Source organism: Streptomyces sp. BK79, assembly GCF_044142145.1.
Lineage (GTDB): Bacteria > Actinomycetota > Actinomycetes > Streptomycetales > Streptomycetaceae > Streptomyces.
In genome coordinates this window covers 170,215-193,899 of the sequence record NZ_JBHVOC010000007.1, presented here as the reverse complement: position 1 = coordinate 193,899, position 23,685 = coordinate 170,215, and the positions used below count along the sequence as shown (strand labels likewise).

Annotated in this window: 25 protein-coding genes; 14 read left to right on the top strand and 11 right to left on the bottom strand. The window is 72.1% G+C overall.

All coding sequences use genetic code 11. From position 1 onward, the window contains the following. Positions 1-58: 58 nt before the first annotated feature. The 4 genes from ACFIF2_RS11155 to ACFIF2_RS11140 all read right to left on the bottom strand — a co-directional run bounded on the left by ACFIF2_RS11155 (position 59) and on the right by ACFIF2_RS11140 (position 3,978). Positions 59-784 carry a hypothetical protein gene (locus tag ACFIF2_RS11155; protein WP_395572400.1) on the bottom strand — a complete coding sequence of 242 codons (726 nt, stop codon included), beginning with the start codon at positions 782-784 and terminating at the stop codon, positions 59-61. Between the two features lie 52 nt (positions 785-836). Next, positions 837-1,421, bottom strand: coding sequence for an RNA polymerase sigma factor (locus ACFIF2_RS11150; RefSeq protein ID WP_395572399.1), 585 nt, complete (start codon positions 1,419-1,421; stop codon positions 837-839). Positions 1,422-1,511: 90 nt separating this feature from the next. After that, a complete protein-coding gene (locus ACFIF2_RS11145; protein ID WP_395572398.1) occupies positions 1,512-3,269 on the bottom strand; it encodes an NAD(P)/FAD-dependent oxidoreductase in 1,758 nt (585 codons plus the stop codon). 49 nt (positions 3,270-3,318) lie between these two features. Then, on the bottom strand, positions 3,319-3,978 hold the full coding sequence (locus ACFIF2_RS11140; RefSeq protein WP_395572397.1) for an HD domain-containing protein: 660 nt from the start codon (positions 3,976-3,978) through the stop codon (positions 3,319-3,321). A gap of 368 nt (positions 3,979-4,346) precedes the next feature. Between ACFIF2_RS11140 and ACFIF2_RS11135 the strand changes: the two genes are divergently transcribed. The 9 genes from ACFIF2_RS11135 (at position 4,347) to ACFIF2_RS11095 (ending at position 12,478) form a co-directional block, all read left to right on the top strand. After that, positions 4,347-5,465: a thioester reductase domain-containing protein gene (locus tag ACFIF2_RS11135; protein WP_395572396.1), complete on the top strand. Its 1,119-nt coding sequence runs from the start codon at positions 4,347-4,349 to the stop codon at positions 5,463-5,465. A 71-nt stretch (positions 5,466-5,536) separates the two neighbouring features. Then, positions 5,537-5,809, top strand: a complete 273-nt coding sequence (locus ACFIF2_RS11130) for an acyl carrier protein (protein WP_104636098.1) — start codon at positions 5,537-5,539, stop codon at positions 5,807-5,809. Further along, entirely contained in the window at positions 5,809-6,771 is a 963-nt protein-coding gene (locus ACFIF2_RS11125) for a ketoacyl-ACP synthase III (protein WP_395572395.1), read from the top strand. Before ACFIF2_RS11130 ends, ACFIF2_RS11125 begins: the two co-directional genes overlap by 1 nt. Before the next feature lie 10 nt (positions 6,772-6,781). Next, complete coding sequence (locus ACFIF2_RS11120; RefSeq protein ID WP_395572394.1) at positions 6,782-7,753, top strand: thiamine pyrophosphate-dependent dehydrogenase E1 component subunit alpha; 972 nt, start codon at positions 6,782-6,784, stop codon at positions 7,751-7,753. Further along, on the top strand, positions 7,750-8,763 hold the full coding sequence (locus tag ACFIF2_RS11115) for an alpha-ketoacid dehydrogenase subunit beta (protein WP_395572393.1): 1,014 nt from the start codon (positions 7,750-7,752) through the stop codon (positions 8,761-8,763). The genes ACFIF2_RS11120 and ACFIF2_RS11115 overlap by 4 nt, the downstream gene beginning before the upstream one ends. Next, complete coding sequence (locus ACFIF2_RS11110; protein WP_395572392.1) at positions 8,760-9,878, top strand: 2-oxo acid dehydrogenase subunit E2; 1,119 nt, start codon at positions 8,760-8,762, stop codon at positions 9,876-9,878. The genes ACFIF2_RS11115 and ACFIF2_RS11110 overlap by 4 nt, the downstream gene beginning before the upstream one ends. Before the next feature lie 138 nt (positions 9,879-10,016). Next, positions 10,017-10,274, top strand: coding sequence for an acyl carrier protein (locus ACFIF2_RS11105; RefSeq protein ID WP_395572391.1), 258 nt, complete (start codon positions 10,017-10,019; stop codon positions 10,272-10,274). After that, a complete protein-coding gene (locus ACFIF2_RS11100) occupies positions 10,271-11,572 on the top strand; it encodes a beta-ketoacyl-[acyl-carrier-protein] synthase family protein (RefSeq protein WP_395572390.1) in 1,302 nt (433 codons plus the stop codon). Before ACFIF2_RS11105 ends, ACFIF2_RS11100 begins: the two co-directional genes overlap by 4 nt. 36 nt (positions 11,573-11,608) lie before the next feature. Further along, positions 11,609-12,478 (top strand): esterase/lipase family protein, encoded by an 870-nt coding sequence (locus ACFIF2_RS11095; protein WP_395572389.1) that lies wholly within the window; start codon positions 11,609-11,611, stop codon positions 12,476-12,478. Here the strand turns inward: ACFIF2_RS11095 and ACFIF2_RS11090 are convergent. Beyond that, positions 12,430-13,308 (bottom strand): alpha/beta fold hydrolase, encoded by an 879-nt coding sequence (locus ACFIF2_RS11090; protein ID WP_395572388.1) that lies wholly within the window; start codon positions 13,306-13,308, stop codon positions 12,430-12,432. The genes ACFIF2_RS11095 and ACFIF2_RS11090 overlap by 49 nt on opposite strands. 179 nt (positions 13,309-13,487) lie before the next feature. Between ACFIF2_RS11090 and ACFIF2_RS11085 the strand changes: the two genes are divergently transcribed. Beyond that, the gene (locus tag ACFIF2_RS11085) at positions 13,488-14,375 is read left to right on the top strand and encodes an RNA polymerase sigma-70 factor (RefSeq protein WP_395572387.1); all 888 of its coding nucleotides are present in this window, start codon (positions 13,488-13,490) and stop codon (positions 14,373-14,375) included. 188 nt (positions 14,376-14,563) lie between these two features. Next, positions 14,564-15,325 carry a GntR family transcriptional regulator gene (locus tag ACFIF2_RS11080; RefSeq protein ID WP_395572386.1) on the top strand — a complete coding sequence of 254 codons (762 nt, stop codon included), beginning with the start codon at positions 14,564-14,566 and terminating at the stop codon, positions 15,323-15,325. 53 nt (positions 15,326-15,378) lie between these two features. Here the strand turns inward: ACFIF2_RS11080 and ACFIF2_RS11075 are convergent, their stop codons facing one another. The 3 genes from ACFIF2_RS11075 to ACFIF2_RS11065 form a co-directional block, all read right to left on the bottom strand. Continuing rightward, positions 15,379-16,533 carry an ROK family protein gene (locus ACFIF2_RS11075; RefSeq protein ID WP_395572385.1) on the bottom strand — a complete coding sequence of 385 codons (1,155 nt, stop codon included), beginning with the start codon at positions 16,531-16,533 and terminating at the stop codon, positions 15,379-15,381. Positions 16,534-16,633: 100 nt separating this feature from the next. After that, on the bottom strand, positions 16,634-17,296 hold the full coding sequence (locus ACFIF2_RS11070) for a response regulator (RefSeq protein WP_395572384.1): 663 nt from the start codon (positions 17,294-17,296) through the stop codon (positions 16,634-16,636). Positions 17,297-17,310: 14 nt separating this feature from the next. After that, positions 17,311-18,468 (bottom strand): sensor histidine kinase, encoded by a 1,158-nt coding sequence (locus tag ACFIF2_RS11065; protein ID WP_395572383.1) that lies wholly within the window; start codon positions 18,466-18,468, stop codon positions 17,311-17,313. Between the two features lie 108 nt (positions 18,469-18,576). On the opposite strand from ACFIF2_RS11065, the gene ACFIF2_RS11060 reads away from it, so the two are divergent. The 3 genes from ACFIF2_RS11060 to ACFIF2_RS11050 are packed head-to-tail and all read left to right on the top strand — an operon-like array spanning position 18,577 to position 20,723. Next, positions 18,577-19,497, top strand: a complete 921-nt coding sequence (locus ACFIF2_RS11060; RefSeq protein ID WP_395572382.1) for an ABC transporter ATP-binding protein — start codon at positions 18,577-18,579, stop codon at positions 19,495-19,497. A gap of 2 nt (positions 19,498-19,499) precedes the next feature. Next, positions 19,500-20,225 (top strand): ABC transporter permease, encoded by a 726-nt coding sequence (locus tag ACFIF2_RS11055; RefSeq protein WP_395572381.1) that lies wholly within the window; start codon positions 19,500-19,502, stop codon positions 20,223-20,225. 57 nt (positions 20,226-20,282) lie between these two features. Then, positions 20,283-20,723, top strand: coding sequence for a hypothetical protein (locus tag ACFIF2_RS11050; RefSeq protein WP_395572380.1), 441 nt, complete (start codon positions 20,283-20,285; stop codon positions 20,721-20,723). A 25-nt stretch (positions 20,724-20,748) separates the two neighbouring features. Here ACFIF2_RS11050 and mug read toward each other — a convergent pair whose 3' ends face one another. The 3 genes from mug to ACFIF2_RS11035 all read right to left on the bottom strand — a co-directional run bounded on the left by mug (position 20,749) and on the right by ACFIF2_RS11035 (position 23,632). Further along, positions 20,749-21,255, bottom strand: coding sequence for a G/U mismatch-specific DNA glycosylase (gene mug / locus ACFIF2_RS11045; RefSeq protein WP_395572379.1), 507 nt, complete (start codon positions 21,253-21,255; stop codon positions 20,749-20,751). Between the two features lie 44 nt (positions 21,256-21,299). Further along, entirely contained in the window at positions 21,300-22,742 is a 1,443-nt protein-coding gene (purB, locus tag ACFIF2_RS11040) for an adenylosuccinate lyase (RefSeq protein ID WP_395572378.1), read from the bottom strand. A gap of 110 nt (positions 22,743-22,852) precedes the next feature. Beyond that, positions 22,853-23,632 (bottom strand): SGNH/GDSL hydrolase family protein, encoded by a 780-nt coding sequence (locus ACFIF2_RS11035; RefSeq protein ID WP_395572377.1) that lies wholly within the window; start codon positions 23,630-23,632, stop codon positions 22,853-22,855. Positions 23,633-23,685: the final 53 nt, after the last annotated feature.

The window sequence follows — 23,685 nt, the reverse complement described above, 5'->3', positions numbered from 1 at the left end:
CGGAACGGCGGTCGGCGTGCACCGCGAAGACGGCCGGACGGGACGGTGGCACGGCCGGTCAGCGCGAGGTCGAGGACTGTCCGCCCTGGGACGGCTTTGCGCCCTGCCCCTGCTGACCGGTCAGACCCTGCAGGGCCGCCAGCCCCTGCTGACCGGCCTGGGCCGGCAGGTTGGTCAGGTTCTGCAGGCCCTGCACCGCCTCCAGGAGCTTGGGGAGCACCTGGGTGAGCTGGGCGAGCTGGGACGGGAGGGCCATCAGGTCGCCCGCCCCGCTCGCCGCGTGTCCGAGGCCTCCGGCGAGCTGACCGAGCCCGCCGAGCGCACCGGCCGCGCCGCCGACCGCGGCGAGTGGATTGGCCGCCCCGCCCAGCGCGGCCAGGGGGTTGCCCGCCCCGCCCAGCGCGGCCGCGAGCGGGTTGCCGCCGCCCGCGGCCCCGGTGAGCGCGGCCAGGGGGTTCTGTGCCGCGCCCGCGATGTTCCCCAGCGGGCCCGCGGCCCCCGAGGCGAGGCCGGCGAGCGGGTTGCCGGCTGCGCCGATCCCGCTGAGGGCGGCCATCGGATTGGCGACACCCGCGAGCGCGGTGGCCGGGTTGACGGCCCCGGCCAGTGCGGCGAGGGCGTTCGGGGGCAGCCCGGCCAGCGTGTTGACGGCATTGCCGGAGCCACGCGACGATCCCGAGTCGTCGTCTCGGTTCAGGAGGTCGTCGAAAGCCTCCTTCCAGCTGTCGGTCATATCACCGACCAGATCCTTGAAGATGTCTTGGATGTTCTTGCTTTTGCCCATGAGTGTGGTCCTCTTCCGTTTCTCTGTGATGGAGGTGCGTGGGTTCCGGGCGTTATGGGGCGCAGCCTTCCAAGGCTTTCGCGCAGACGTTCTTCAATCGTGCGCGGCCCCTGGTGAAGGCGGCTTCGGCCGCCTTGACGGAGATGTCGTTTATGCGGGCGAATTCTGCGGTGGAAATACCCTTGGCGCGGGCTAGTATGACCTCCTGCTCCCGCCCCCGCAGGTGTTGGACCTGGCCGAGCAGCCATCTGCCGAAGTCCTCGTCGCAGACGTCATCCTCGGTCGTGCCGGGGGTGTCCGCGAGCGCCGCGCGCTGGATGAGCCTGCTGCGACGCTCCAGGTCACGGTAGAAGTCGATGCAGAGGCGAAGCGCCACGGACGTCAGAAAGGCACCGAGTCGATTCCTGTCCAACGCGGCGTGTGCGGCTGCCCGGGCCATGGTTTCCTGAACGCAGTCCTCGGCGTCCTGAAAACTTGGTAGTCTTCGCCGAACCAGCCGCATGAGGCGGTCCTGATGCTGGAAGATTTCTTCCCAGGAGCATTCAGCGGGCGATTGGCAGGTGGAATGTCGCACCATCGTGGATTGCAGCCCGTTGTCTCTCGGATTGAGCAGGGAGAACCGCGGCCGACTTTTCATTTGTCGGCCATGTGGTTTTCCTACCCGAGACCCTGGAGCGGCAAACCGGAGTATGCGCCTCCGTCAGTCGGCAGGAATGCTTTTCCGTGCTCATTTCCGAGGGGCGGGCCGCCGCGTCCAGTCGCGGTTCCAGTTGAGCCACATGTCCCGTACGGTCTGCTGCACTTGGGAGCCGCCGGCGCTCAGCTCGGTGGTGAACGCCTGGACCGCTTCCTTGCCCACCAGCCGCGCCCCGCCGGTGAAGTAGGAGCCCCGGACGTGCCGCGGTGAGCGGTACTTGCCCCACAGCAGGATCTTCATCAGCGGCCAGAGGGTGAACACCCCGGCCGGACAACGGTCCTCGGGGTCCAGGGTCCCCCACACCGCCGGGACGAGGCCGCTGCCACCCAGCACCTCGTAGATGCGCGCGATCGCCTGCTCCTTCGTCAACTCGCCCGCGCGGTAGGCCAGTACGGCGTCCCGCGACTGGTCGAACATCCGCTCCACCCAGGGGTTGTCCATACCCTGCAGACCTCGGTACGGCGGCTGCTCCAGCATGTCGAAACAGGCCGGGTCGTGCGTCTTCTCGAACGTCACGGCGACCTGGTTCTGGGCGTTCGTGCCGTACAGCGTGGTGATGGTCCACACGCGGTTCCAGGCGTTCCACAGGTCGAAGTCGTCGAACGCGATGTAGCTGCAGGACACCAGGTCGTCGTAGAACCGGAACATGCGCTTGGTCCAGTGGTCCAGGTACGCGAACCGGGAGGTGTCGAAGTCGTTCTGGCGCACCGCGTCGATCAGCCGGTGGCTCAGCGCGTTCAGTGCCATCACGGTGACGGCGAGACCGCTGGAGAAGAGCGGGTCGATGAAGTCACTGGCGTGCGGCAGCAGACACCACCGGTCGCCGACCACCTTCTGCGAGGCGAACTGGGTGCGGTCGGTGGACACGTACGGCCGGACCGCCCGCGCCCGCTCGAACTGCCGGGCCACACTGGGGAATCGGCGCACGTACCGCCAGAACTCCTCCTCCGCCGAGATGTCCTCCGGCCGGGGGTGCTGGTCGAGGTCGAGATTGATGCCGACACTGCACAACTGGTTGGTGCTGGTCGACTGGTTGTCGAACGGGATGACCCAGAACCATCCGCCGGGGAACATGTGGTGGAGCGTTCCCTGGCTGAACGGGCTGGGCATGCCGTGCTGTTCACGCGACGGAGCCACGGCGTCGAAGGGGCGCACGTCCACCATGTGCGTGAAGATCGTGCGCGACCTCGTGCGGTAGGGCGGTTCCTGCCGCAGCCCGAGGCGCTCGGGCAGGACCGCCCGCATGCCGCCGGCGTCGACCACGTACGAAGCCCGGAAGGTGCCCCGGTCCCGGGTGACGAGAGTGGCGCCGTCCTCCTCGAACTTCACGTCGTCGACCATGGTGTGGGTGTACGCGGTCACGCCGTAGGACACGGCGACGTGGAACATGTACGCGTCCACGTCCTGCCGGAAGTAGTGCGAGTCGGGACCGAGCGGAGGCCCCCAGGTGGGGTACTGGGTGCACTCGTCGGGCCGGGTGGGCTCACCTTCCCGGTGGTAGATGAAGCTGAAGTTTCGCTTGACCCCGCTGTTCGACGACACGTGGCGGCGCAGTGCCGCGTTGGTCGCCAGGTGCTCGAGCTCGGGGACGTCGTAGCGGCGGGCCAGGACCCGGAGCCCGAACGTGGTCTCGGGGACGGTGGACTCTCCGATGGCGAACCGGGGGTGGCCGCTGCCTTCGAGCAGCAGTACTCGCACGCCGTGACGTGCGAGTACGGTCCCCAGCATCGTCCCGCCGATGCCGCCTCCGACGATGGCGACATCGAAAACACGCTGGTCTTCTTGCATGTCTGCGGTTCCTTTCGCGACGGGAAGGGCGAGTCGCCGGGTTCCCTGGTCACCGGTGGGTGACCGGTGAGCCCGGCAGCACCCGGCGCAGCCCGCAGGCCAACACCCGGGCGGAGAAGGACATGGCGAACCCGGGGGTGGGCGCCAGCTGGGCCAACAGGTGACGGTCACCGGGCACTTGCCGATCGCCGCGCCCGGTGACGTCCAGCCACACGCCGAAGTGCAGCAGCCGCGCCTCGGGTCGGGCGTCGCGAGCGGGGAACGGCCGCATGTGCTCGCGCACCGCACGCGTGAGGGTTGTGCGCCGCACCGCGCCCACCTGGTGCCGGGTCAGGAAGTGGTCGAGCAACTGGGCGGATCGGTAGGGGAATCCACCGCGACCGAGTGGAGTGCGCCCTACCAGCCCGGTGTCGTGGAACGCCGCGGCGGCCAGCAGGCCGACTCGGTCGTAGGCGGTCCCATGGGCCCGCGCACAGGCGTCGGCCAGCAGGAATGTCCGCAGAGAGTGCACGGCGACGTGGGGTGGCAGGAGCCGGCACATCTCCTTCAGCGCGGCGCCCGCGAGGGGGTGCCCGAGCAGCTCCGCGAGGGCCGGGCGGCCGAGCAGAGGCTGCCATGCCTCGGGCAACCCCTCCGGTGGAGCGGAGTGTGAACTCGCCCCGCTTGCAGCGGGATCGGGGACCTCCGGCATCTCGGGCCCTGCGGCCATGAATCAACCACCTTCGCCTCACGACCTGTTGGCTGTGTCCGTCTCATCTGTCTTTACGCTCGGGCCGCCCGCGCCCCCCGCCTCCCGTTTGGCAACGCCGTTCCCGTGTAGGCACGTTGGCGTGCACCCGGCGGCGCGCGATACCGGCAACGCGCTCCGGGCGTACGTCCCGGCCGTCCATTCGGAGCCGTGCCCTGTTCGAATGAATGAGCCCTACTCACCCGTTGTGGGGGTGCGGGCGCGGGTGACGGCCAAGAGGATGCGCCCTGCGCTCCCACTGGTGGAAGATTTCTGTAATAGACCTCGTGAGGTGTGGGGAGTGTTCAGCGCAGGACCGAATCTCGCCTGTGCTGAAATGCGGTGTTGGTATGGCCAGTGTTCCGATCAGCGACGATTTGCGACTTCCGGCGGAAATCGATGCGTCGGCTCTGACGGATGTTTCTGAAGGGCCGCCGAAGAGAATTCTGCTGACGGGAGCCACGGGATTCCTCGGCGGTTTCCTGCTCGCCGACCTGTTGGATGCAACCGACGCTCGAATTCATTGCCTGGTAAGAGCGGAGTCGGCGGCTCAGGCCCGGGAGCGGCTCGCCGGTCAGTTGCGCGCCCGGAATGTGCCGGAGCACCACATGTCCCGGATCGACGTTGTGACCGGTAGCCTGGCGAAGCCGCGGTTCGGCCTGACCGACGAGGCGTTCTCGGACCTCTCGCGCGGCATCGACGTCATTTACCACTGCGGCGCTTGGGTCAATCTTCTGGCGAGTTACCAGATCCTGCGCGGCTGCAACGTGTCGGGGACCCTGGAAATTCTGAGACTGGCGACCCGGACCCGCCGAATTCCCGTGCATTACATCTCGACGATGGGGGTGATCCCGGCGGCCCGAGAGGCCGGGACCGGTGTCTCCGGTTACTCCGCCACCAAATGGGTCGCCGAGCAGTTGGTCACGCAGGCCGCGGACCGTGGATCGCCCACGATGGTGCACCGGCCCGGTGTGATCCTGGCGGACTCGCGTACCGGCCTGGTCGGGAGGTCGGACTGGTTCGTCCACCTGACGACGGCGAGCATCCGCGCCGGCTGCGCCCCCGACCACCCCGGTCTCCTGCCGGTGGGCACGGTCGACTTCACCAGCCGCGCCATCGTCGACCTGTCCCTGAGCCGGCGTGCCCGAGGACAGGTGTTCCACGTGATCGATCCCGAGCCGCTGCCCTTCCGGTCGTACTTCCAGGGCTTCGCGGACGCGGGTGTCGACCTTCCGCTCGTTCCGTTCGACACCTGGCTGGAGCGGCTTCGCGACCTGGGCGACGAGGTCCCCCGCAGCACCCTGCGGCTGGCCGGCGAGACCCTCCGGCAGATGATCCCGGGTCCGGGGCAGGACACCACCGGCCCCACCGCGGCGTCCGTGCACCGCGCCCCGCCCGTGCTCGACTCCGACTACTTCCGCAGGATGCTCGCCTACCTGAGCCGCGACACCATGCTGCCCGCCCGGTGACCCACGCGCGGTCCTCTTTTCCCGTTCCCTCCCGTCACCTCACCCCGCATCTCATCAGCTGGAGTTTCCGCATGTCCCCTTTCACCCTGGAAGACCTGGCGGCGATGGTGGCCGAGATCGCCGGCGCCGAAGCGGCCCGGGCGCTCTCGGAGCAGTCGGCCGACGCGCCTTTCACATCGCTGGGGTTCGACTCGATGGCCGTCATCGAACTGGCCGAGCGGATCCAGGAGCGCTACGGCGTTCCCATCCCGGACGAGGCGGTGCACGACCTGCGCACCGTCCGGCGGACCCTCGACTACGTGAACGGCCAGGCAGCCGTCGCCGCGGCGGACGGAGCCCGCTGATGGCCCGGGGCGCGGGACGGCTGACCGGCATCGGCGTCTACCGCCCCGGTGGTCTGCTCACCAGTGCCGAACTCGACACCAGGTTCGGTCACGAGGACGGCTATATCGAGCAGATCACCGGGATCCGGGCCAGGCTGAAGGCCGACCCCGACGACACCTTCGTCGAGATGGCCGCGCAGGCGGCGGACAAGGCCCTGGCGCACGCGGGAGTGCTCGCCGAGGACCTGGACTGTGTCGTGTTCTCCTCCGCCAGCAGCGTCGGCCAGGCATCGTGCCGGGCCGCCAGTCTCACCCACCGCATCGGAGCCGGCCGAGCCGGCGGGTTCGACGTCAACGGCGGTTGCGCCGGGTTCGGTTACGGACTGACCCTGGCCTCCGGACTCATCACCGCACAGCAGGCGCGGCAGGTCCTGGTCGTCGCCGCGGAACGGCTGAGCGACATCACCGACCCCGACGACTGCGCGACCGTCATGGTCTTCGGCGATGCCGCCGGGGCCGCGGTGGTCAGCGCCGCGGAGCACGCCGGGATCGGACCGGCGGTGTGGGGCACCCACGGCCCCGGTGAGCCCTGGATGACCAGCGCCCCGCCCAAACCCGGCGCCGCCCGCCCGTACATGCACATGGACGGCACCCGGGTGGTCCGCTGGTTCGGTTCGCACATGCCGCAAGTGGCCCGGGACGCGCTCGACGCGGCCGGGCTCACCTGGGACGACATCGCCGCCTTCGTGCCGCACCAGTGCAACGGGCGGCTGATCGACGCGATGGTGCGCCGACTGCGCCCCCCCGCGCACGTGGCGATCGCCCGCAGCATCGTGACCGACGGCAACACCAGTTCGGCGTCCATCCCGCTGGCTCTGGAGTCGCTGCTCGCCTCGGCCACCGTACGGCCCGGCGACAAGGCGCTGCTCCTGGGCTTCGGTGCCGGGCTGACCTGGTGCGCCCAGGTGGTCGAACTTCCGTAAGGAGCACCTCATGAACGTCACGTCCGCGTCCCCAGCGGTCGATCTCGGGCCCGCCGGCGAACCCGAAGCCGGTGTCGTGGCCCGTCCCCTGTCCCGTCTGTCCGACGACGATCTCGGCACCCTGCTGATGATCCGCCACTTCGAACTGGCCGTGCTGGAGCTGTTCTCCCAGGGCCGGCTGCACGGCACCACGCACACCTGCCTCGGCCAGGAGTACATCCCCGTCGCGCTCTACCCGCTGCTGGACGAGGGCGATTACGTCTTCAGCAACCACCGCGGGCACGGCCACTACCTGGCCCGTTTCCACGACCCGCACGGTCTGCTCGCGGAGATCATGGGGCGGGCCGGTGCCGTCTGCCACGGCGTGGGCGGCAGCCAGCACATCTACCGCGACCGCTACCTGTCGACCGGCGTACAGGGCCAGAGCCTGCCCGTCGCCGTGGGAGTCGGCCTGCACCTGAAGCGGGCCGAGCCGGGCCGGATCGCGGTGGTCCACATCGGTGACGGCACCTGGGGCGAGGGCGCCGTGTACGAGGCGCTCAACATGGCGCAGCTATGGCAGGTCCCGGTGCTCGTCGTGGTGGAGCACAACGGGATCGCCCAGTCGACACCGACCGAGCGGCAGATGTCCGGCACCGTCGCGGCCCGGGCGGCGGCCTTCGGCGTCGGGCACCTGCGGATCGACTCCGTGGACGTCACCGATGTACGGGCCGCCCTCGCCCCCGTGGTCGAGCAGGTCCGCGACCGGCACCGGCCGTACGTGGTCGAGTGCGTCACCCACCGCGTCGGCCCGCACAGCAAGGGGGACGACACCCGCCCGCCCGAGGTCCGGGAGCGAGCCGCCCGGCACGACTGGTACCGCCGCTACCGACAGGACCATCCCGCACAGTTCGCCGCCGCCGACCAGGCACAGGCCGAGGCCGTCGACGCCGTCGTCCGAGAGGTCGGCGCGCGTCCGGCATCCCGTTGGGAGGCCCGATGACCAGGCGCCAGCGCGTGGCAGAGAACCTCAACAGCGCACTGCACCACCTCCTCGGCGCCCACCCCGGCACTTATCTGATCGGCGAGGACGTCGCCGACCCCTACGGCGGGGCGTTCAAGGTGACCCGGGGGCTCTCCGACCGCTTCCCGGACCGGGTGCTCTCCTCACCGCTGAGCGAAGGCGGCATCGCCGGCGTGGGCGCGGGCCTGGCCCTGGCCGGCAACCGGTCCGTGGTCGAGATGATGTTCTCGGACTTCGCCGCACTGGCCTTCGACCCGCTGCTGAACTTCGCCGCCAAGTCCGTGTCGATGTACGGCCGCAAGGTCCCGATGAGCATGGTCGTCCGCTGCCCCACCGGCGGCAACCGGGGGTACGGCCCGACGCACAGCCAGAGCCTGCAGAAGCACTTCCTCGGCATTCCCTCGCTGCACCTGCGGGAAGTCTCCCCGTTCCACGACAACCAGCGCGTACTGACCGCGATGCTCGACCGCGAGGAGCCCGGCGTGCTCTTCGAGGACAAGGTGCTCTACACCCGCGCCATGTACCAGGCGGGGGTCGTGGACGACCTCTTCCGCTACGAGGTGCTGGCCGATCCCTGCGAGACCGCCCGGGTGTTCGCGCCGGATTGCGGGCCCCCCGACTGGATCGTCCTGGCCCCGGGCGGGCTCACCGAACGGGCCGTCACCGCCCTGCGCACCCTGCTCCTCGAAGAGGAGATCACGTGTGAACTGCTGGTGCCCTCCCAGCTCTACCCCTTCGACTGCAAGGCGCTGCTCCCGGTGCTGTCCCGTGCCGACCGCATCTGTGTCATGGAGGACTCCACGGCCGACGGGACGTGGGGCGAGCTGCTCGCACAGCAACTCCACGAGCAGCTGTGGAGCCGGCTGGCCCGCCCGGTACTGCCGCTGAGCGCCGAGCCGAGCATCGTACCGACCGCGGCACACCTGGAGCACGACGTGCTGCTCCAGCCGTCCACCATCCACCGCGCGATCATGGAGGCGACGAAGTGATCGGCATCGAGCTGCCCACGCTCAACACGAACGACTCCAGCTACACCCTGGTCGAGTGGCTCGTCCCCGACGGCAGCAGCATCGAGGGCGAGGAGCCGCTGGCGCTCGTGGAGACCTCCAAGGCCAGTGAGGAGATCGAGAGCACCGGCCGCGGGATCCTGCACGTCCTCGTCGGTGACGGCCAGGACTGCAGGCCGGGGCAGACCATCGCCTACCTCTTCGAGTCGGCCGAGGAACGCGACTGCTACCGGGCGTCGGCCGCCACCCCGGCGGCGACATCCGCACCCTCCGGCGCGGAGCTGAGCATCACCAACGCGGCCCGTGCGCTCGCCGACCGCCACGGCGTGTCAGAGGCCGAGCTGCGCGGTCTCGGGCGCACGGTCATCCGTACGGCCGATGTCGAGGCCCTGGTGCGGCGGGCCGTGTCCGCGCCCGCCTCCCCCGAGCGTCAACTGTCCAAGCGACAGCGGACGGTGGGGGCGGTGGTGACCGAGTCGATGCGGACCGTTCCGGCCGCGGCCGCCTACGCCAAGGTCGACGTCGGTAAGGCGGAGGAACTGGCCCGGCAGCTGTCCGAGCGCACCGGCAGCTTCGTCTCCCTGCCCGTCCTGCTGATCAAGGCGGTGGCGCGCCGGCACGCGGCACATCCCCTGATGTTCGCCGCGCTCACCGACGACGGCGTGGTACGCGAGAGCGAACGGGCCCATGTGGGCGTCACCATGGACGCGGGCCGAGGCCTGTACACCCCGGTGGTGCACGACGCCGCCGAGCTGAGCGGCGACCGGATCGCCGACCTGCTGACCGGCTTCAGGAGCAAGGCGTTCCGGGGCACGTTCCAGGCCGCCGAACTCGCCGGGGCCAACATCATGGTCGCCCCGCACACCACCGAGGGCATGGTCCTGGCCACCCCCATCGTCTTTCCGGGCCAGACCTGCGTGATCTCCATCGGCGCGGTCGACGACCAGGTGCTCCTGGACGCGCAGGGCACTCCTCGCACCCACCGGTTCGTCCACCTCGGTCTGGTCTACGACCACCGGGTGGTCAACGGCAGGGACGCGATGGCCCTGCTCAAGGACGTCAAGGCTGAGCTGGAGGCACCGGCCGCGCTCGGCTGACCGCCTACCCGCCACCACGGCCCCCCCGCCACCACGGCCCCCCGCCACCACGGCCCCCCGCCACCACGGCCCCTCACCACCACGGACCCCCACCACCCCGGGGGTACCGCCCGTCGGACCGGAAAGGACACCCCTGACATGACCACCGACACCACACCCCACAGCCGCGCCTACGACCTGCTCGCCTCGGTGCTCAGCAACAAGTTCGAAGTGCCCCCCGAGGCCATCGTCCCCACCGCGACCTTCGAGCAGCTGGACCTCGACTCGCTGGCGGTGGTGGAGCTCTTCGTCGTACTCACCGAGGAACTCGGCATCGAGGTACAGGACGGCGAGGCCGACCCGGACCTCACCCTGGACGGCGTGGCCGCCCTCATCGCCGAGGCCGTCGAGCGGTGACCGGCGCCCGACCCGACGTCGCGGTCACCGGGATCGGCCTGGTCACTCCGGCCGGTACCGGCCGCGAAGCCACCTGGGACGGCGTGTGCGCGGGCCGCCCCACCGCCCGGCGCGTCCCGGAACTCAAGGGTCTCCCGGTCGACTTCGCCTGCCTGGTACCGGACTTCTCCCCCCGCGGTCATGTCCCCGGCTCACGCCCCTGGCAGTACGACCGCTTCACCCAGTTCGCCCTCTACGCCGCCCTGGAAGCGGTCTCCGACGCCGGTCTGGACCCGGCCGACTGGGACGCGGACCGCGTCGCGGTGGTCTTCGGCAGCTCGGCCGGCGGCACCGGCACCATGCTGGAACAGCACCGCAAGCAGCTCGAACTGGGCGCGGCACGCGTCTCTCCGCTGCTGCTGCCGATGTTCCTGCCCAACATGGCCACCGGACAGCTCACCATCCACCTGCGGGCCCGGGGCCCGGCGCTGTGCACGGTCACCGCCTGCGCCTCCGGCGCCACCGCCATCGGCACCGCACTGCAACTCCTGCGCTCCGGGGCCTGCGACATCGCCGTCGCGGGGGCCTCCGACGCGGTCGTACAGCCCTTCTGGGTCACCGGCTTCGACCGGATGGGCGCACTGTCCCGGCGCGGCCACGACCCGCGGGCCGCCTCCCGGCCCTTCGACACCGCCCGGGACGGCTTCGTCATGGCGGAGGGCGGTGCGGCCCTGGTCCTGGAGCCGGCGAGTGCGGCCAGGGCCCGCGGACGCCCCGGCTACGCCCTGCTGGCGGGCTACGGAGCATCGTCCGACGCCCACCATCCCGTGGCACCCGACCCCGAGGGCAAGGGCGCCGCCCTCGCCGTGCGGCGGGCCCTCGACGACGCCGGCGCCCGCCCCGCGGACGTGCAGCACATCAACGCGCACGGGACCAGCACCCCGCTCAACGACGCCGCCGAGGCCCGTCTGATCCGTCGCCTCTTCCCGCACCAGCCCTCCGTGACCTCGGTCAAGGGCACCCTGGGCCACCTGCTCGGCGCGGCCGGGGCGGTCGAGGCGGCGATCACCGCCCTGTCCGTGGCCCACGGCCGGGTGCCTCCCGTGGCCAACCTCGAGAAACAGGAAGGAGACACCGAGATCAACGCCGTCACCGGCACCAGCCGGGCGCAGCCCGTCGACCTCGCCCTGAGCCATTCCTTCGGCTTCGGCGGCCACAACGCCGTACTCGCCTTCAGAAGCTGCCCCACCGAACCGGCCCGGGAGCCGGCCGCTCCTTCACCGGCAACCGTGCCCGCAGACCCCCCGCCATCTCGCTGACCAGCTTCAACACACACCGACGAAAGCGAGAAGACCATGAGTTTTCTCAACCCCCGTATCCCCGGTGCCAACTCGGACGACGTCGTCACGGACATCACCGAGGCACCGCACCGCGCGGGCGCGGTCGTCCAGGCCGGTGGCGCGCAGGTCATCGCCACCGTCGACGTCCAGGCGGGAGAGGACGACTGGAACGCCCCGTCCACCGAGGAGCACCCGCGTCCGGTGGTGCTCGTGCACGGCACCTTCGGCAACCGGGGCTACACCTGGAACACGGCAGCACCGCTGCTGCGGCAGCACGGTCACCGGGTCTTCCGGCTCGACTACGGCCACCACGGCCACCCCGTGATCTTCGGCCTGGGCGACATCAAGCACTCGGCCCGCCAGCTCGCCGAGTTCGTCGACGAGGTGCTGCGCCGCACCGGCGCCCAGCAGGTCGACCTCGTCGGCTTCTCACAGGGCGGCATGATGCCGCGCTACTACCTGAACGCCCTGGGCGGCGGCCCGAAGGTGCACAACTTCGTCGGCATCGCGCCCAGCAACCACGGGGTCACCGCCCAGGGCCTGATGAACCTCGCCCGCCAGATCCCCGGGGCGGTGGAACTGCTCGAACAGGGCGCGGTCGGGGAGGTCGTGCCGGCCTGGCCGCAGCTCCAGCACGACCACCCCTTCCAGCGTGAACTGGCCGATCTCGGCGAGACGACGGAGGGCGTCCGCCACACCGTCATCGCCACCCGGTACGACGACGTCGTCACCCCGTACACCTCGTGCGCGCTGGAGGCGGCGGAGGGCCGCTACGTCCACAACATCGTCCTCCAGGACATCGACCCGGACGACCACACCCCGCACGTGAGCATGCCCTACAACGCGACCGTGCTGAGCGAGGTGCTCAAGGCCTTGGCCGACTGAGCGCGGCTGCCGTCCAGCAGGACGCGGGCGACCAGCGCCGGGTCGTCGTTCATCGGGACGTGACCGCAGCCGCGCAGCCGCACCAGCCGCGCGCGCGGAAGGGTGCGCTTGGCGCGCACTCCCTGCCGGGGCAGCAGCAGCCGGTCCCGGTCGCCCCACGCCAAGGTGACGGGGATGCCGGGGACGTCGTCGCCGAACAGCACGCTCCGGCCAGCCCGCAGTGTCTCGTCGAACCCCTCGGCGTGCGCGAGCGCGAGCGTCTCGGCGACCACGGCGTCGGGGGAGCGGCGGGCGGGACGGGCGTAGATCGTACTGGTCAGCGCCGTGCGCCCGGCGGCCGTACGGGACAGTCGCTCGACCAGGGGCAGGGGCAGGCTCCGGGCGGTCCGGCGCATGCCCATGAGGACGCCGAAGGCGTAGCGCCGCTCGGCCTGTGACCAGAAGCCGGCCGGGGACAGCGCCGTCACCGACCGCACCAGGCCCTGCCGGCCCAGCTCCAGGGACAGCAGGCCGCCCAGCGAGTTGCCGGCCACGTGCGGGCGGTCGATGCCCAGCTCCGCGCAGAAGGCGGCGAGTACGGCGGTCGTGCTCGGCAGGTCGTGCGGGATTCCCTCCGGCAGCGCGGACGACTGTCCGAACCCGGGCAGGTCCAGGGCTATCACGTCGCGCTCCGTCGCCAGGATGTCGACCACCGGGTCCCAGGCCTGCCGGTGGTGGCCTATGCCGTGCAGCAGGAGCAGCGGTTCGCCGGCGCCCGCGCGCGCGTAGGAGAGGGTGATCCGCCGCGGACCGTGTGCGGTGGGGGCCGTGAAGGAGAGCGTTGCGGACATGGGGCTCCTTGTCGGGAACACGCGTTCACAGGAACGCGTGAACGATGACGGCATGACGTAGACAGACTGTCAGTAAGAGCTACCGACGGGTAGCCCCCGGCCGCCGCTCTTCCGTCCGGCGCCCCGGGGCTGGGCGATTCCGCCTGGACACCGGTGGGCGCGTCCGCTGGGATGGAGCGGTGACCACCGAAACCGTGACCGACGTCTTCGAAGAGCACCGCCCCGTCCTCCTGGGGGTCGCCTACCGCATGCTGGGCCGGCTGGCCGACGCGGAGGACGTGGTCCAGGAGGCGTGGCTGCGCTGGTCCGGCGCCGACCGGTCCGGCGTCCGCGAACCGCGCGGCTACCTGGTGCGGGTCACCACCCGCCTCGCCATCGACCGGCTGCGCCAGATCAAGTCGCGGGGCGAGACGTACGTGGGCCCGTGGCTGCCCGAGCCGTACGTCACCGACTTCGGGGACACCGTGCCGGACACCGCCGAGCGGGCCGTCCTGGCCGACTCGGTGTCCCTCGCCGTCCTCGTCGTCCTCGAATCGCTCTCACCTCTGGAGCGGGCGGTGTTCGTCCTGAGGGAGGCGTTCGGCTACCCGTACGCCGAGATCGCCGCGATGCTGGACCGCGGTGAGCCGGCGGTGCGCCAGCTCGCCGGCCGGGCCCGCAGGCACGTCGAGGAGCGGCGGCCCCGCTACGACGTCGACCCCGTCCAGCGCCGGGACCTCACCGAGCGCTTCCTCGCCGCCGCGTCCGGCGGCGACCTCGAGGGGCTCATGGCGCTGCTCGCCCCGGACGTCCGGCTGGTGGGCGACAGCGGCGGCAAGTCCAAGGCCCCGCTGCGGGTACTGGAGACCTCCGACAAGGTGGCCCGGTTCCTGCGGGGCGCCGCCCAGAAGGGCATCCCGGACGCTTCGTTCCGCTTCCTGGAACTCAACGCCGGCCCCGCCCTGCTGGTGCTGTCCGGGGGCAAGCCCGACTCCGTCTTCCAGCTGGACGTGGCCGACGGGCGCGTCCAGTCGGTGTACGTCATCCGCAACCCCGACAAGCTGCGCTCCCTGGCGGACCTCGTCTAGTCCCGCCCCGCCTTCCCCCTGGTGACCGGCCCGAGCCCTCGTCCCGCGACGAGGGCTCGGGCCGTCCTGTCGCGGGATTGGTCTTGACCAAGGGGGTGGGCCGACCTATGGTCGCAGAGAACTGCAACAACCTTTAATAAACAAGGGCGTCAAAAGGCCGCCGGACCACGGCGATTGCGGAGGACAGGGTGGGGACCACGCAGTTGGAACCGGTGCCGGAACCGAAGTACTGGCACCTCAGGACCGTGCTCAGCGAGGCCCTGGACTCGGAGTTCGCGGTGGGCGAGATCCTGCCCAACGAGCGCGACCTCGCCGCCCGCTTCGGCGTCGCCCGTGCCACGCTCCGCCAGGCCCTGGAGCAGCTCGAACTGGAGGGCAGGCTCCAGCGCCGCCGCGGCGTCGGTACGACCGTCGCCCCGCCGCGCGTGGGCGTCGCCGTCGGCACCGAGCGGCACGCCTGGCCGGGAGGGGCCGACGACGCGTGGGAGCCGGCCGGCTGCGTGCTGGCGCCCCCGCCCGCGACCGTCGCCGACGCCCTGGGCACCGGCCGGGACGAGCCCGTGCACACCGTCCGCCGCTCCCGCACGACGCACGGCCAGCCCGTCGCGGCGGAGCTGCTGTACGTCCCGCCGTCCTCGGTCCCCGACCTCACCGCCATCGACGCGCCGTCCGGCGCGGCACGCGCGCGGACCGTGCTGCGCGAACTCCAGCGCGGTGAGCTGGAGCGGCGGGAGAACGCCGTGGAACTCGGGTCGGCCGGCACGGAGGACGCCAGGGAACTGGACCGCCTCCCGGGAGCCCCCGTCCTCGTGGTCACCACCCGTTACCTCACCGCGGGCCGCACCGCCGCGCTGTCCGTCGCCACCTACCGCGCGGACACCTGCCGGCTGACGTTCGGGGACACCGGCGACGTGGAGATCCACCACGGCCCCCAGACCCGGGCCTCCTGACCGACCGCCCCGGACCGGTCCTTCGGGCTCGTGCGGGCCCCGCCGCCGGCCGGTCAGCGGCGGGCCGTCGCGCCCTCCACGGCGAACAACTGCTCCTCCACGTGGTCGAGGGCCAGCCGCAGCGCGCCCGTCGCCACGGCCGCCTCGCCGAGCAGCGACAGGGTGACCCTCGGCGGGCGCAGGCAGTACCGGGCCAGCTCCCGCCGCAACGGATCCAGCACACCGTCCAGCCCGGCCGCCCAGCCGCCGACGACCACCAGCTCCGGATCCAGGGCCAGCACCAGGGCCGCCACGTCGTGGACCAGCCGCTGGATGAAGCGCTCGACGGCCGCGCGGGCCCGCCGGTCGCCGTCCCGGGCCTCGGCGAACACCTTGGCCACCGCCTGCTCGTCCAGCGGGTGCAGCGGCTCGTCCGTGGTGGACAGCAGCGTCTCCGGCGTCACGTCCCGGCCCAGCAGGTGCAGCGCACCGATCTCACCGGCCGCCCCGCCGTACCCCCGGTGCAGCCGCCCGCCGATCAGCGCCCCGGCTCCCGGACTCAGCCCGGCCAGGACGAAGACGACGTCGTCGGACTCGGTGGCGGAACCCTTCCAGTGCTCGGCGACCGCCGCCGCGTTCGCGTCGTTCTCGACCAGCACCGGGCACTTGAAGGAACGGCCCAGCCGCTCGCCCAGCCGCAGCCCCGTCCACTCGGGCAGCGCGGTGCTCAGCCGGACCGTGCCGTCCGCCTCGACGATCCCCGGCGTGGCCGCCCCCACGGCGCGCAGCGACCCGCGCGCCACCCCGGCCCGGCGCAGCAACTCGGCGACCGCCGTGCGCAGCCGCTCCAGCCGCTCGTCGGCCAAGGCCGTCTCGGAGACGTCCTTGGCCTGGGCGCCGATCACTCGCCCGTCCAGGTCGGACAGGAGCGCGGCGACGCGGTGCGGCCCGATCTCCAGGCCCAGCAGATGACCCGCCTCGGCCCGGAACCGGAACCGCCGCGCGGGCCGCCCCTGCCGCCGGGCCGTGCTGTCGTCGGCCGCCGCCTCGACGACGAGACCGGCCACGATCAGCCCCTCGACGACACCCTCGACGGTCGGCCGGGACAGCCCCGTCACCCGGGTGATCTCGGTGAATGTCGCGCAGTCCGTCGAACGCAACGCGTGCAGCACCACGGCGGAGTTGATCCTCCGCAGCAGCGACGGATCCCCGCCGGTCAGCCCTGCCAACGTGCGTCCTCCCAGCTCGTGCGCGTGTTGGCCGGATCGTACTCGGCCCGCTCCGCCCCGGCGAGTGCCGGTGGGGCCCTTCCCGGGCCCGCGGGGCGTCTCAGCCGGGTCCCACGAACCCGGACTCGTACGCCGTGATCACCGCCTGCGTGCGGTCGCGCGCCCCCAACTTCGCCAGTACGGCGCTCACGTGCGTCTTCACCGTCTCCGTGCCGACGATCAGCCGGGCGGCGATCTCCGCGTTCGACAGCCCGCGGGTCATCAGCCGCAGCACCTCGCCCTCCCGCTCGGTCAGCCGCGCCCGCTCCAGCCGGTCGCGGGCGGCGCGGTTCCCGCCGCCCTCGCCGTACTCGGCGGCGAGCTGCCGCACGGAGGCGGGGAACAGCAGGGACTCGCCCTCCGCGATCAGCCGCACCGCGTGCACGATCTCGGCCGGCCGGGCCCGCTTCAGCAGGAATCCGTCGGCGCCCGCGCGCAGCGCCTCGTACACGTACTCGTCGTTCTCGAAGGTCGTCACCACGAGGATCTTCGGCGGGTCGGCCACCGTCCGCAGCAGCGCGCGGGTGGCCTCGATGCCGTCCAGCAGCGGCATCCGGACGTCTATGGCGACCACGTCCGGCCGCACCTGCCGCACCAGCGGGATCACCGCCGCCCCGTCGGCCGCCTCCCCGACCACCTCGATGTCCGGCTGGGCCTCCAGCACGGCCCGCAGACCCGCGCGTACGAGGGGTTCGTCGTCGACGAGGAGCACTCTGACCGGCATCCGGTCAGGGTAGATCAGCCCGCGGGCAGCTCGACGCGCACCTGCCAGTCACCGGCGCCGTCGGGTCCCGTGTGCGCCCGTCCGCCCAGCAGCGCGGCCCGCTCGCGTATGCCGCGCAGCCCGCTGCCGCGACCGGCACCGGCTCTCCCGTCCGGCAGCGGATTGCGTACCTCCAGCGTGAGCGCGCCGTCCGCCACCTCGACGCGGACCCGCGCCGGCGTCGCGCCCGCGTGCCGCAGCACGTTGGTCAGCGCCTCCTGGAGGATGCGGTAGCCCTCACGGGAGACGGGGCCGGGCAGGGTCTCCAGCGGCCCCGTGACCTCGGCGTCGACCTTGGTCCCGGAGGCGCGGGCGGACTCCAGCAGCCGGTCCGCGTCCGCGAGGGTCGGTCTGGCGCTCACGGGCTTCTCCGCCTCCCGCAGCACGCCGAGCACCCGCTCCAGGTCCTCCAGGGCGGCCCTGCCGGTCTCCTCGATCGCGGCCAGCGCCCGGTCGGTGAACTCGGGGCTGTTCGCCGTGCGGGCGGCCCCCGCCTGCACGACGGCGACGGTCAGCGCGTGGCCGATGGAGTCGTGCAGCTCGCGGGCGATGCGGTTGCGCTCCAGGAGCTGCTCGGTGCGTTCCTCGAGCGCGGTGAGGCGCTCGGCGGCGGAGGGGCCGAGGAGCGCACGGGCGCCCGCCGTCGCCAGGGCACCGAGGCCGAGCACGCCGCCGTACAGGCCGAGGAGGGGGAGCGGCGCGAGCAGCGCGTACGCCCAGTGCGGCGCGGCATCGCGCAGGACCGGTATGTCGTCGATCCGGTACCCCAGGGCGAGCCGGACCAGTTCGACGCCGAGAATGGGCAGCCAGACGCAGACGCCCGTGGTCAACGCCCCCAGCAGCATGCGCAGTTCCAGCCACACCACGGTGCGCACCCGGTCCCGCCAGGTCGCCGAGGGCGCGACCGAGAAGGCGGAGTCCCCGGGGCCGGACGTGAGAAGCAGCCGGGCCTGCACCCCCTCCCCGGTCCGCACCGCCGGGATGAAGCCGACCGGGACCAGCACCGCCGCGGGCACCCACAGCGTGTGGTCGTCGATGAGCGCCCACACGCTCACCACGAGCATGGGCACCCACAGGTGCAGCAGCCGTGTGTACGTCGTCCCCCGAATCAGCGGGCGCAGAAAGCGGACCATTCCGTCATCCTGCCAGCCGCCACTGACAGCGCACCTCCCCCGCCCGGGGGAGACGATCTCCTCCGGCGGGGGAGGACCCGCCCCCGTACGCTCCGGCACGCTGGTGCCATGACCAGCATCGACGTCCAGAACCTCACCAAGGAGTACGGCACCCGACGAGCCGTCGACGACCTCACCTTCACCGTCCGCCCCGGTCGCGTCACCGGCTTCCTCGGCCCCAACGGCGCCGGAAAGTCCACCACCATGCGGCTGGTGCTGGGCCTCGACCGGCCCTCCTCCGGCACCGCGACCCTCGGCGGACGCCCCTACGCCGCCCTCGACGAGCCGTTGCGGCACGTCGGCGCCCTGCTCGACGCGCACGCCGCCCACGGCTCGCGCACCGCCCGGGACCACCTGCGCGTCCTGGCGGCGAGCAACCGGATCCCGTCACGCCGGGTCGACGAGGTGATGGAGGAGACGGGCATCGCGCCGGTGGCCCGCCGCCGGGTGAAGACGTACTCCCTGGGCATGCGCCAACGGCTCGGCATCGCCGCCGCGCTGCTGGGCGATCCCGAGGTGGTGATGCTCGACGAGCCCTCCAACGGCCTGGACCCCGAGGGCATCATCTGGATCCGCGGGCTGCTGCGCCGGCTCGCGGCCGAGGGACGCACGGTCCTGGTCTCCAGTCACCTGATGAACGAGACCGCGTCCTTCGCCGACCACCTGGTCGTCCTCGGCAGGGGCCGGCTGCTCACCGACACGCCGATGCGCGAGTTCATCGACGCGCGCGTGCGGCCCCGTGTCCGCGTCCGCACGTCCGACGCCGCCGCCCTGCGCGGCGTCCTCGCCCGGCACGGCCATGAGGCCGTGGAACACGCCGACGGGTCCTGGACCGTGCTGGACGCGCGCGTGGACGACATCGGCAGGGCGGTGTCCGGCGCGGGCGTCCCCGTCCTCGAACTCGCCGCCGACCAGGGGACGCTGGAACAGGCATACCTCGACCTGACGGCCGCCGAGACCGAGTTCACCGCACAGCCCCAGGAGGCCTGACCATGCACCTCACGCCCGTACTGCGCTCCGAGGCGCTCAAGGTCCTCACCCTGCGCTCCCTGTGCGGCGCCCTGCTGGCCGTGTTCGCGGTCACCACCGCCTTCTCCGCGCTGGCCGGGGCCTCCGACACCTCCGACCCGGACTTCGACCCGCTGTTCATGGCCCTGTCCGGCGTCATGCCCGGCCAGATCGCCGCCGTCGCCTTCGGGACCACCGTCGTCTCCTCCGAGTACCACGGGGGCGGGATCCGGCTGTCCCTGGCCGCCGTGCCGCGCCGCGGACGGTGGTTCGCCGCGAAGCTCGTGGTCGTCGCCGTACCCACACTGGCCGTGGGCCTGGTCTCCGCGTGCACCGCGCTCGTCGCGGCCCGGGCGGGCCTCGGCCCGGCGGCGAGCGGACTCACCGTCGGCGACCAGGTGCGCGGCGTCGTGGGCTGCGCGCTCTACTTCACGCTGATGGCCCTGCTCGCGGCCGGCCTGACCGCCCTGTTCCGCAGCGGAGTGGCGACCCTGTCGACCCTGATCCCGTTCCTCCTCATCGTCTCCTTCGTGGTCGGGGACGTGGCGGGCGGCGCCACCGACTTCCTGCCGGACAAGGCCGGTCAAGTCGTCCTGTACCAGACGCACGACGGAACTCTGGGCCCCTGGGCCGGACTCGCGGTGACCGCGCTGTGGGCGGCGGCGGCCGTCCTCGCGGGGACCTGGCGGCTGCGCGGCCGGGACGCCTGACGCCGACGGCCGGCTGACGCCCCGCCAATTGTCAGTGGCGGCCGGTTTACTGGACGCATGGACATCGCGCGGCACCTCTCCCTCATCGACGAGCTGTGCTTCCGGCCCTTCCCGGCGGAGCACGGCTCGTCGGACGGGGGCACGGCGGGGCCCGGTCACTTCACGGCGGTGCTGGAGAGCAGCCACGGTCCGCGCGACGGCGACCGGGGCGAGCGCGCGGTCGCGGTGGAGCAGTACGAGAAGGAGCGGGACGCCCTTTATGAGCGTCTCGCCCCGCGCTGGGGAGACACGGACCCCTGGAACCTCCAGACGGTCCTGCTGCGGACCGAGCGGGAGGAGATACCCGAACCGTGGGCGGCCCTGAGCGCCCACGCGCGCGTGGCCTACCTCTGGGAGGCGCCGGGCACCGGCCGCTGGGTCGCGGTGGCCGTCGCCGACCGGGACGAGGAGGACGAGGTGCGGCTGCTGGCCGTCGTCACGCGAGAGGCGCCCCCGTGACCGCCGCACACGCCCACGCCTAGACCTAGTCCGCCTCCGCCTGAGCGGCGACCCGCAGCCGGGCGAACTCCTCCGCCATGGTCTGCGCCGTCCAGTGGGCGTTGAGCCCGCTGGGGTTGGGGAGCACCCAGACGCGCGTGTCCCCGATCGTCCGCTCCTGGGGACCCACCTGGGCCTTCCGGTCGTCGAAGGCCGCCCGGTACGCGGTGACCCCGACCACGGCCAGCCAACGGGGCCGCAGCCGCGCCACCTTCAGCGCCAGCAGCCGGCCGCCCTCCCGGTACTCCTCGGCGGTCAGCTCGTCCGCCCGCGCGCTGGCCCGCGCCACCACGTTCGTGATGCCGAGCCCGTACGACGGCAGCTCATCCTGTTCCGACGGTTTCAGCAGCCTCGGCGTGAACCCGGACAGGTGCAGCACCGGCCAGAAGCGGTTGCCGGGGCGGGCGAAGTGGTGGCCCGTCACCGCCGTCATCAGGCCCGGGTTGATGCCGCAGAACAGCACGCGGAGACCGTCCGCGACGACGTCCGGCACGAGACGGTCGCGGGCGGCCTCCAGCTCGGCGCGGGTGAAGCGCGTCAGAGGATCGCTCCCGGGGTGTAGCCCGCGGCCGCCGGGTGCTGCTTGACGATCTCCTCGATCCGGCCGACGACGGCGCCGACCTGGTCGGCCGCGGCACCGGTGAAGGACAGCTTGTCGGCCATCAGCGCGTCCAGCGCGGCCCGGTCCAGCGGGATGCGCGCGTCGGCGGCCAGCTTGTCGAGCAGTTCGTTGCGCTCGGCGCCCTGCTCGCGCATCGCCAGCGCGGAGGCGACCGCGTTCTCCTTGATCGCCTCGTGCGCGACCTCGCGGCCCACGCCCGCCCGCACCGCGCCCATCAGGACCTTGGTGGTCGCGAGGAACGGCAGGTAGCGGTCCAGCTCCCGGGCGACGACGGCGGGGAAGGCACCGAACTCGTCGAGCACCGTCAGGAACGTCTCCAGCAGCCCGTCGAGCGCGAAGAACGCGTCGGGCAGGGCCACCCGGCGCACCACCGAGCAGGAGACGTCGCCCTCGTTCCACTGGTCGCCCGCCAGCTCGCCGGTCATCGAGGCGTAGCCGCGCAGGATCACCATCAGGCCGTTGACGCGCTCGCAGGAGCGGGTGTTCATCTTGTGCGGCATCGCCGAGGAGCCGACCTGGCCGGGCTTGAAGCCCTCGGTGACCAGCTCGTGCCCGGCCATCAGCCGGATCGTCTTCGCCAGCGACGACGGCGCCGCCGCCAGCTGCACCAGCGCCGTGACGACCTCGTAGTCCAGCGAGCGCGGGTAGACCTGGCCGACCGAGGTGAACGCCTGCGAGAAGCCGAGGTGCCCGGCGATCCGCCGCTCCAGCTCCGCGAGCTTGCCCGCGTCCCCGCCGAGCAGGTCCAGCATGTCCTGGGCGGTGCCGACCGGGCCCTTGATGCCGCGCAGCGGGTAGCGGCCGAGCAGCTCCTCCACCCGGCCGTACGCGACGAGCAGCTCGTCGGCGGCGGTGGCGAACCGCTTGCCCAGCGTCGTGGCCTGCGCGGCCACGTTGTGCGAGCGGCCGGCCATGACCAGCTCGGCGTACTCGCCGGCCAGCTTGCCCAGGCGCGCCAGGACGGCCACCGAACGGTCCCGGATCAGCTCCAGCGACAGCCGGATCTGCAGCTGCTCGACGTTCTCCGTCAGGTCGCGGGAGGTCATGCCCTTGTGCACGTGCTCGTGCCCGGCGAGGTCGTTGAACTCCTCGATCCGCGCCTTCACGTCGTGCCGCGTGACCTTCTCGCGCTCGGCGATCGAGGCCAGGTCGACCTGGTCGAGCACGCGCTCGTAGTCGGCGAGCGCGGCGTCGGGCACGTCGATGCCCAGGTCCTTCTGGGCCCGCAGCACGGCGAGCCAGAGCCGGCGCTCCAGCCTCACCTTCTGCTCGGGCGACCAGAGCGTGGCGAGCTCGGCGGAGGCGTAGCGTCCGGCGAGGACGTTCGGGATGCGGGGCTTGGCGGGAGCGGAAGTCACGTGTACGGATTCTACTGGCGATTCGTGCAGGTCCGCGTCGCGGGGTTGTTCGTCGGAAGCTACGAGGGCCGCGTGCGGCGGAGGGGGATGCCGCGCGCGGCGGAGAGGGATCAGGCCAGATCCTCGTACGGGAGCAGCTCCGGGCGCTTGGGCGGCAGGCCGTCGCCGGACGACCGGCCCGTCAGCCTGCGGCCGATCCAGGGCAGCAGGTGCTGCCGGGCGAACCGCACGTCCGCGGTCCGGCGCGCGACCCAGCCGGGCGGCGGCGTCGCCGGGACCGGCGCGTGCCAGTCGGGGTCCTCGGGCTCGTAGCCGAGCGCCTGCCACACGGCCTCCGCGACCCGGCGGTGCCCCTCCGCGGTCAGGTGCAGTCGGTCCACGTCCCACAGCCGCGGGTCGGCCAGCGACTGGGCCCCGTACAGGTCGACGACCACCGCGCCGTGCTGCCTGGACAGATCGTCGATGATGGCGAAGAGGGCCTCCATGCGGGGCCGGAACTTGTCCAGCACCGGACCCTGCCGGCCCGGGCTGCGCATCAGCACCAGCTGCTCGCAGCTGGGGGCGAGCCGCTCCACGGCCTGCGTCAGCAGGTCCCGCACCCGGGCCATGTCGCACTTGGGGCGCAGCGTGTCGTTGAGCCCGCCGACCAGGGTGATCACATCGGCACCCATGGCCGCGGCCACGTCGACCTGCTCGTCGACGATCTGTCCGATCAGCTTGCCGCGCACCGCGAGGTTCGCGTACCGGAAGCCGGGGGAGCGGGCCGCCATCCGGGTGGCCAGGAGGTCGGCCCAGCCCCGGTAGGAGCCGTCGGGCAACAGGTCCGACATGCCCTCGGTGAAGGAGTCGCCGACGGCGACGAGACTGGTGTGGGTGGGATGCGTGTGCATGGCGACAGAAATGGTAGCCCCTGCACATACCCGCCGGTCGGTCACCCTCGGAC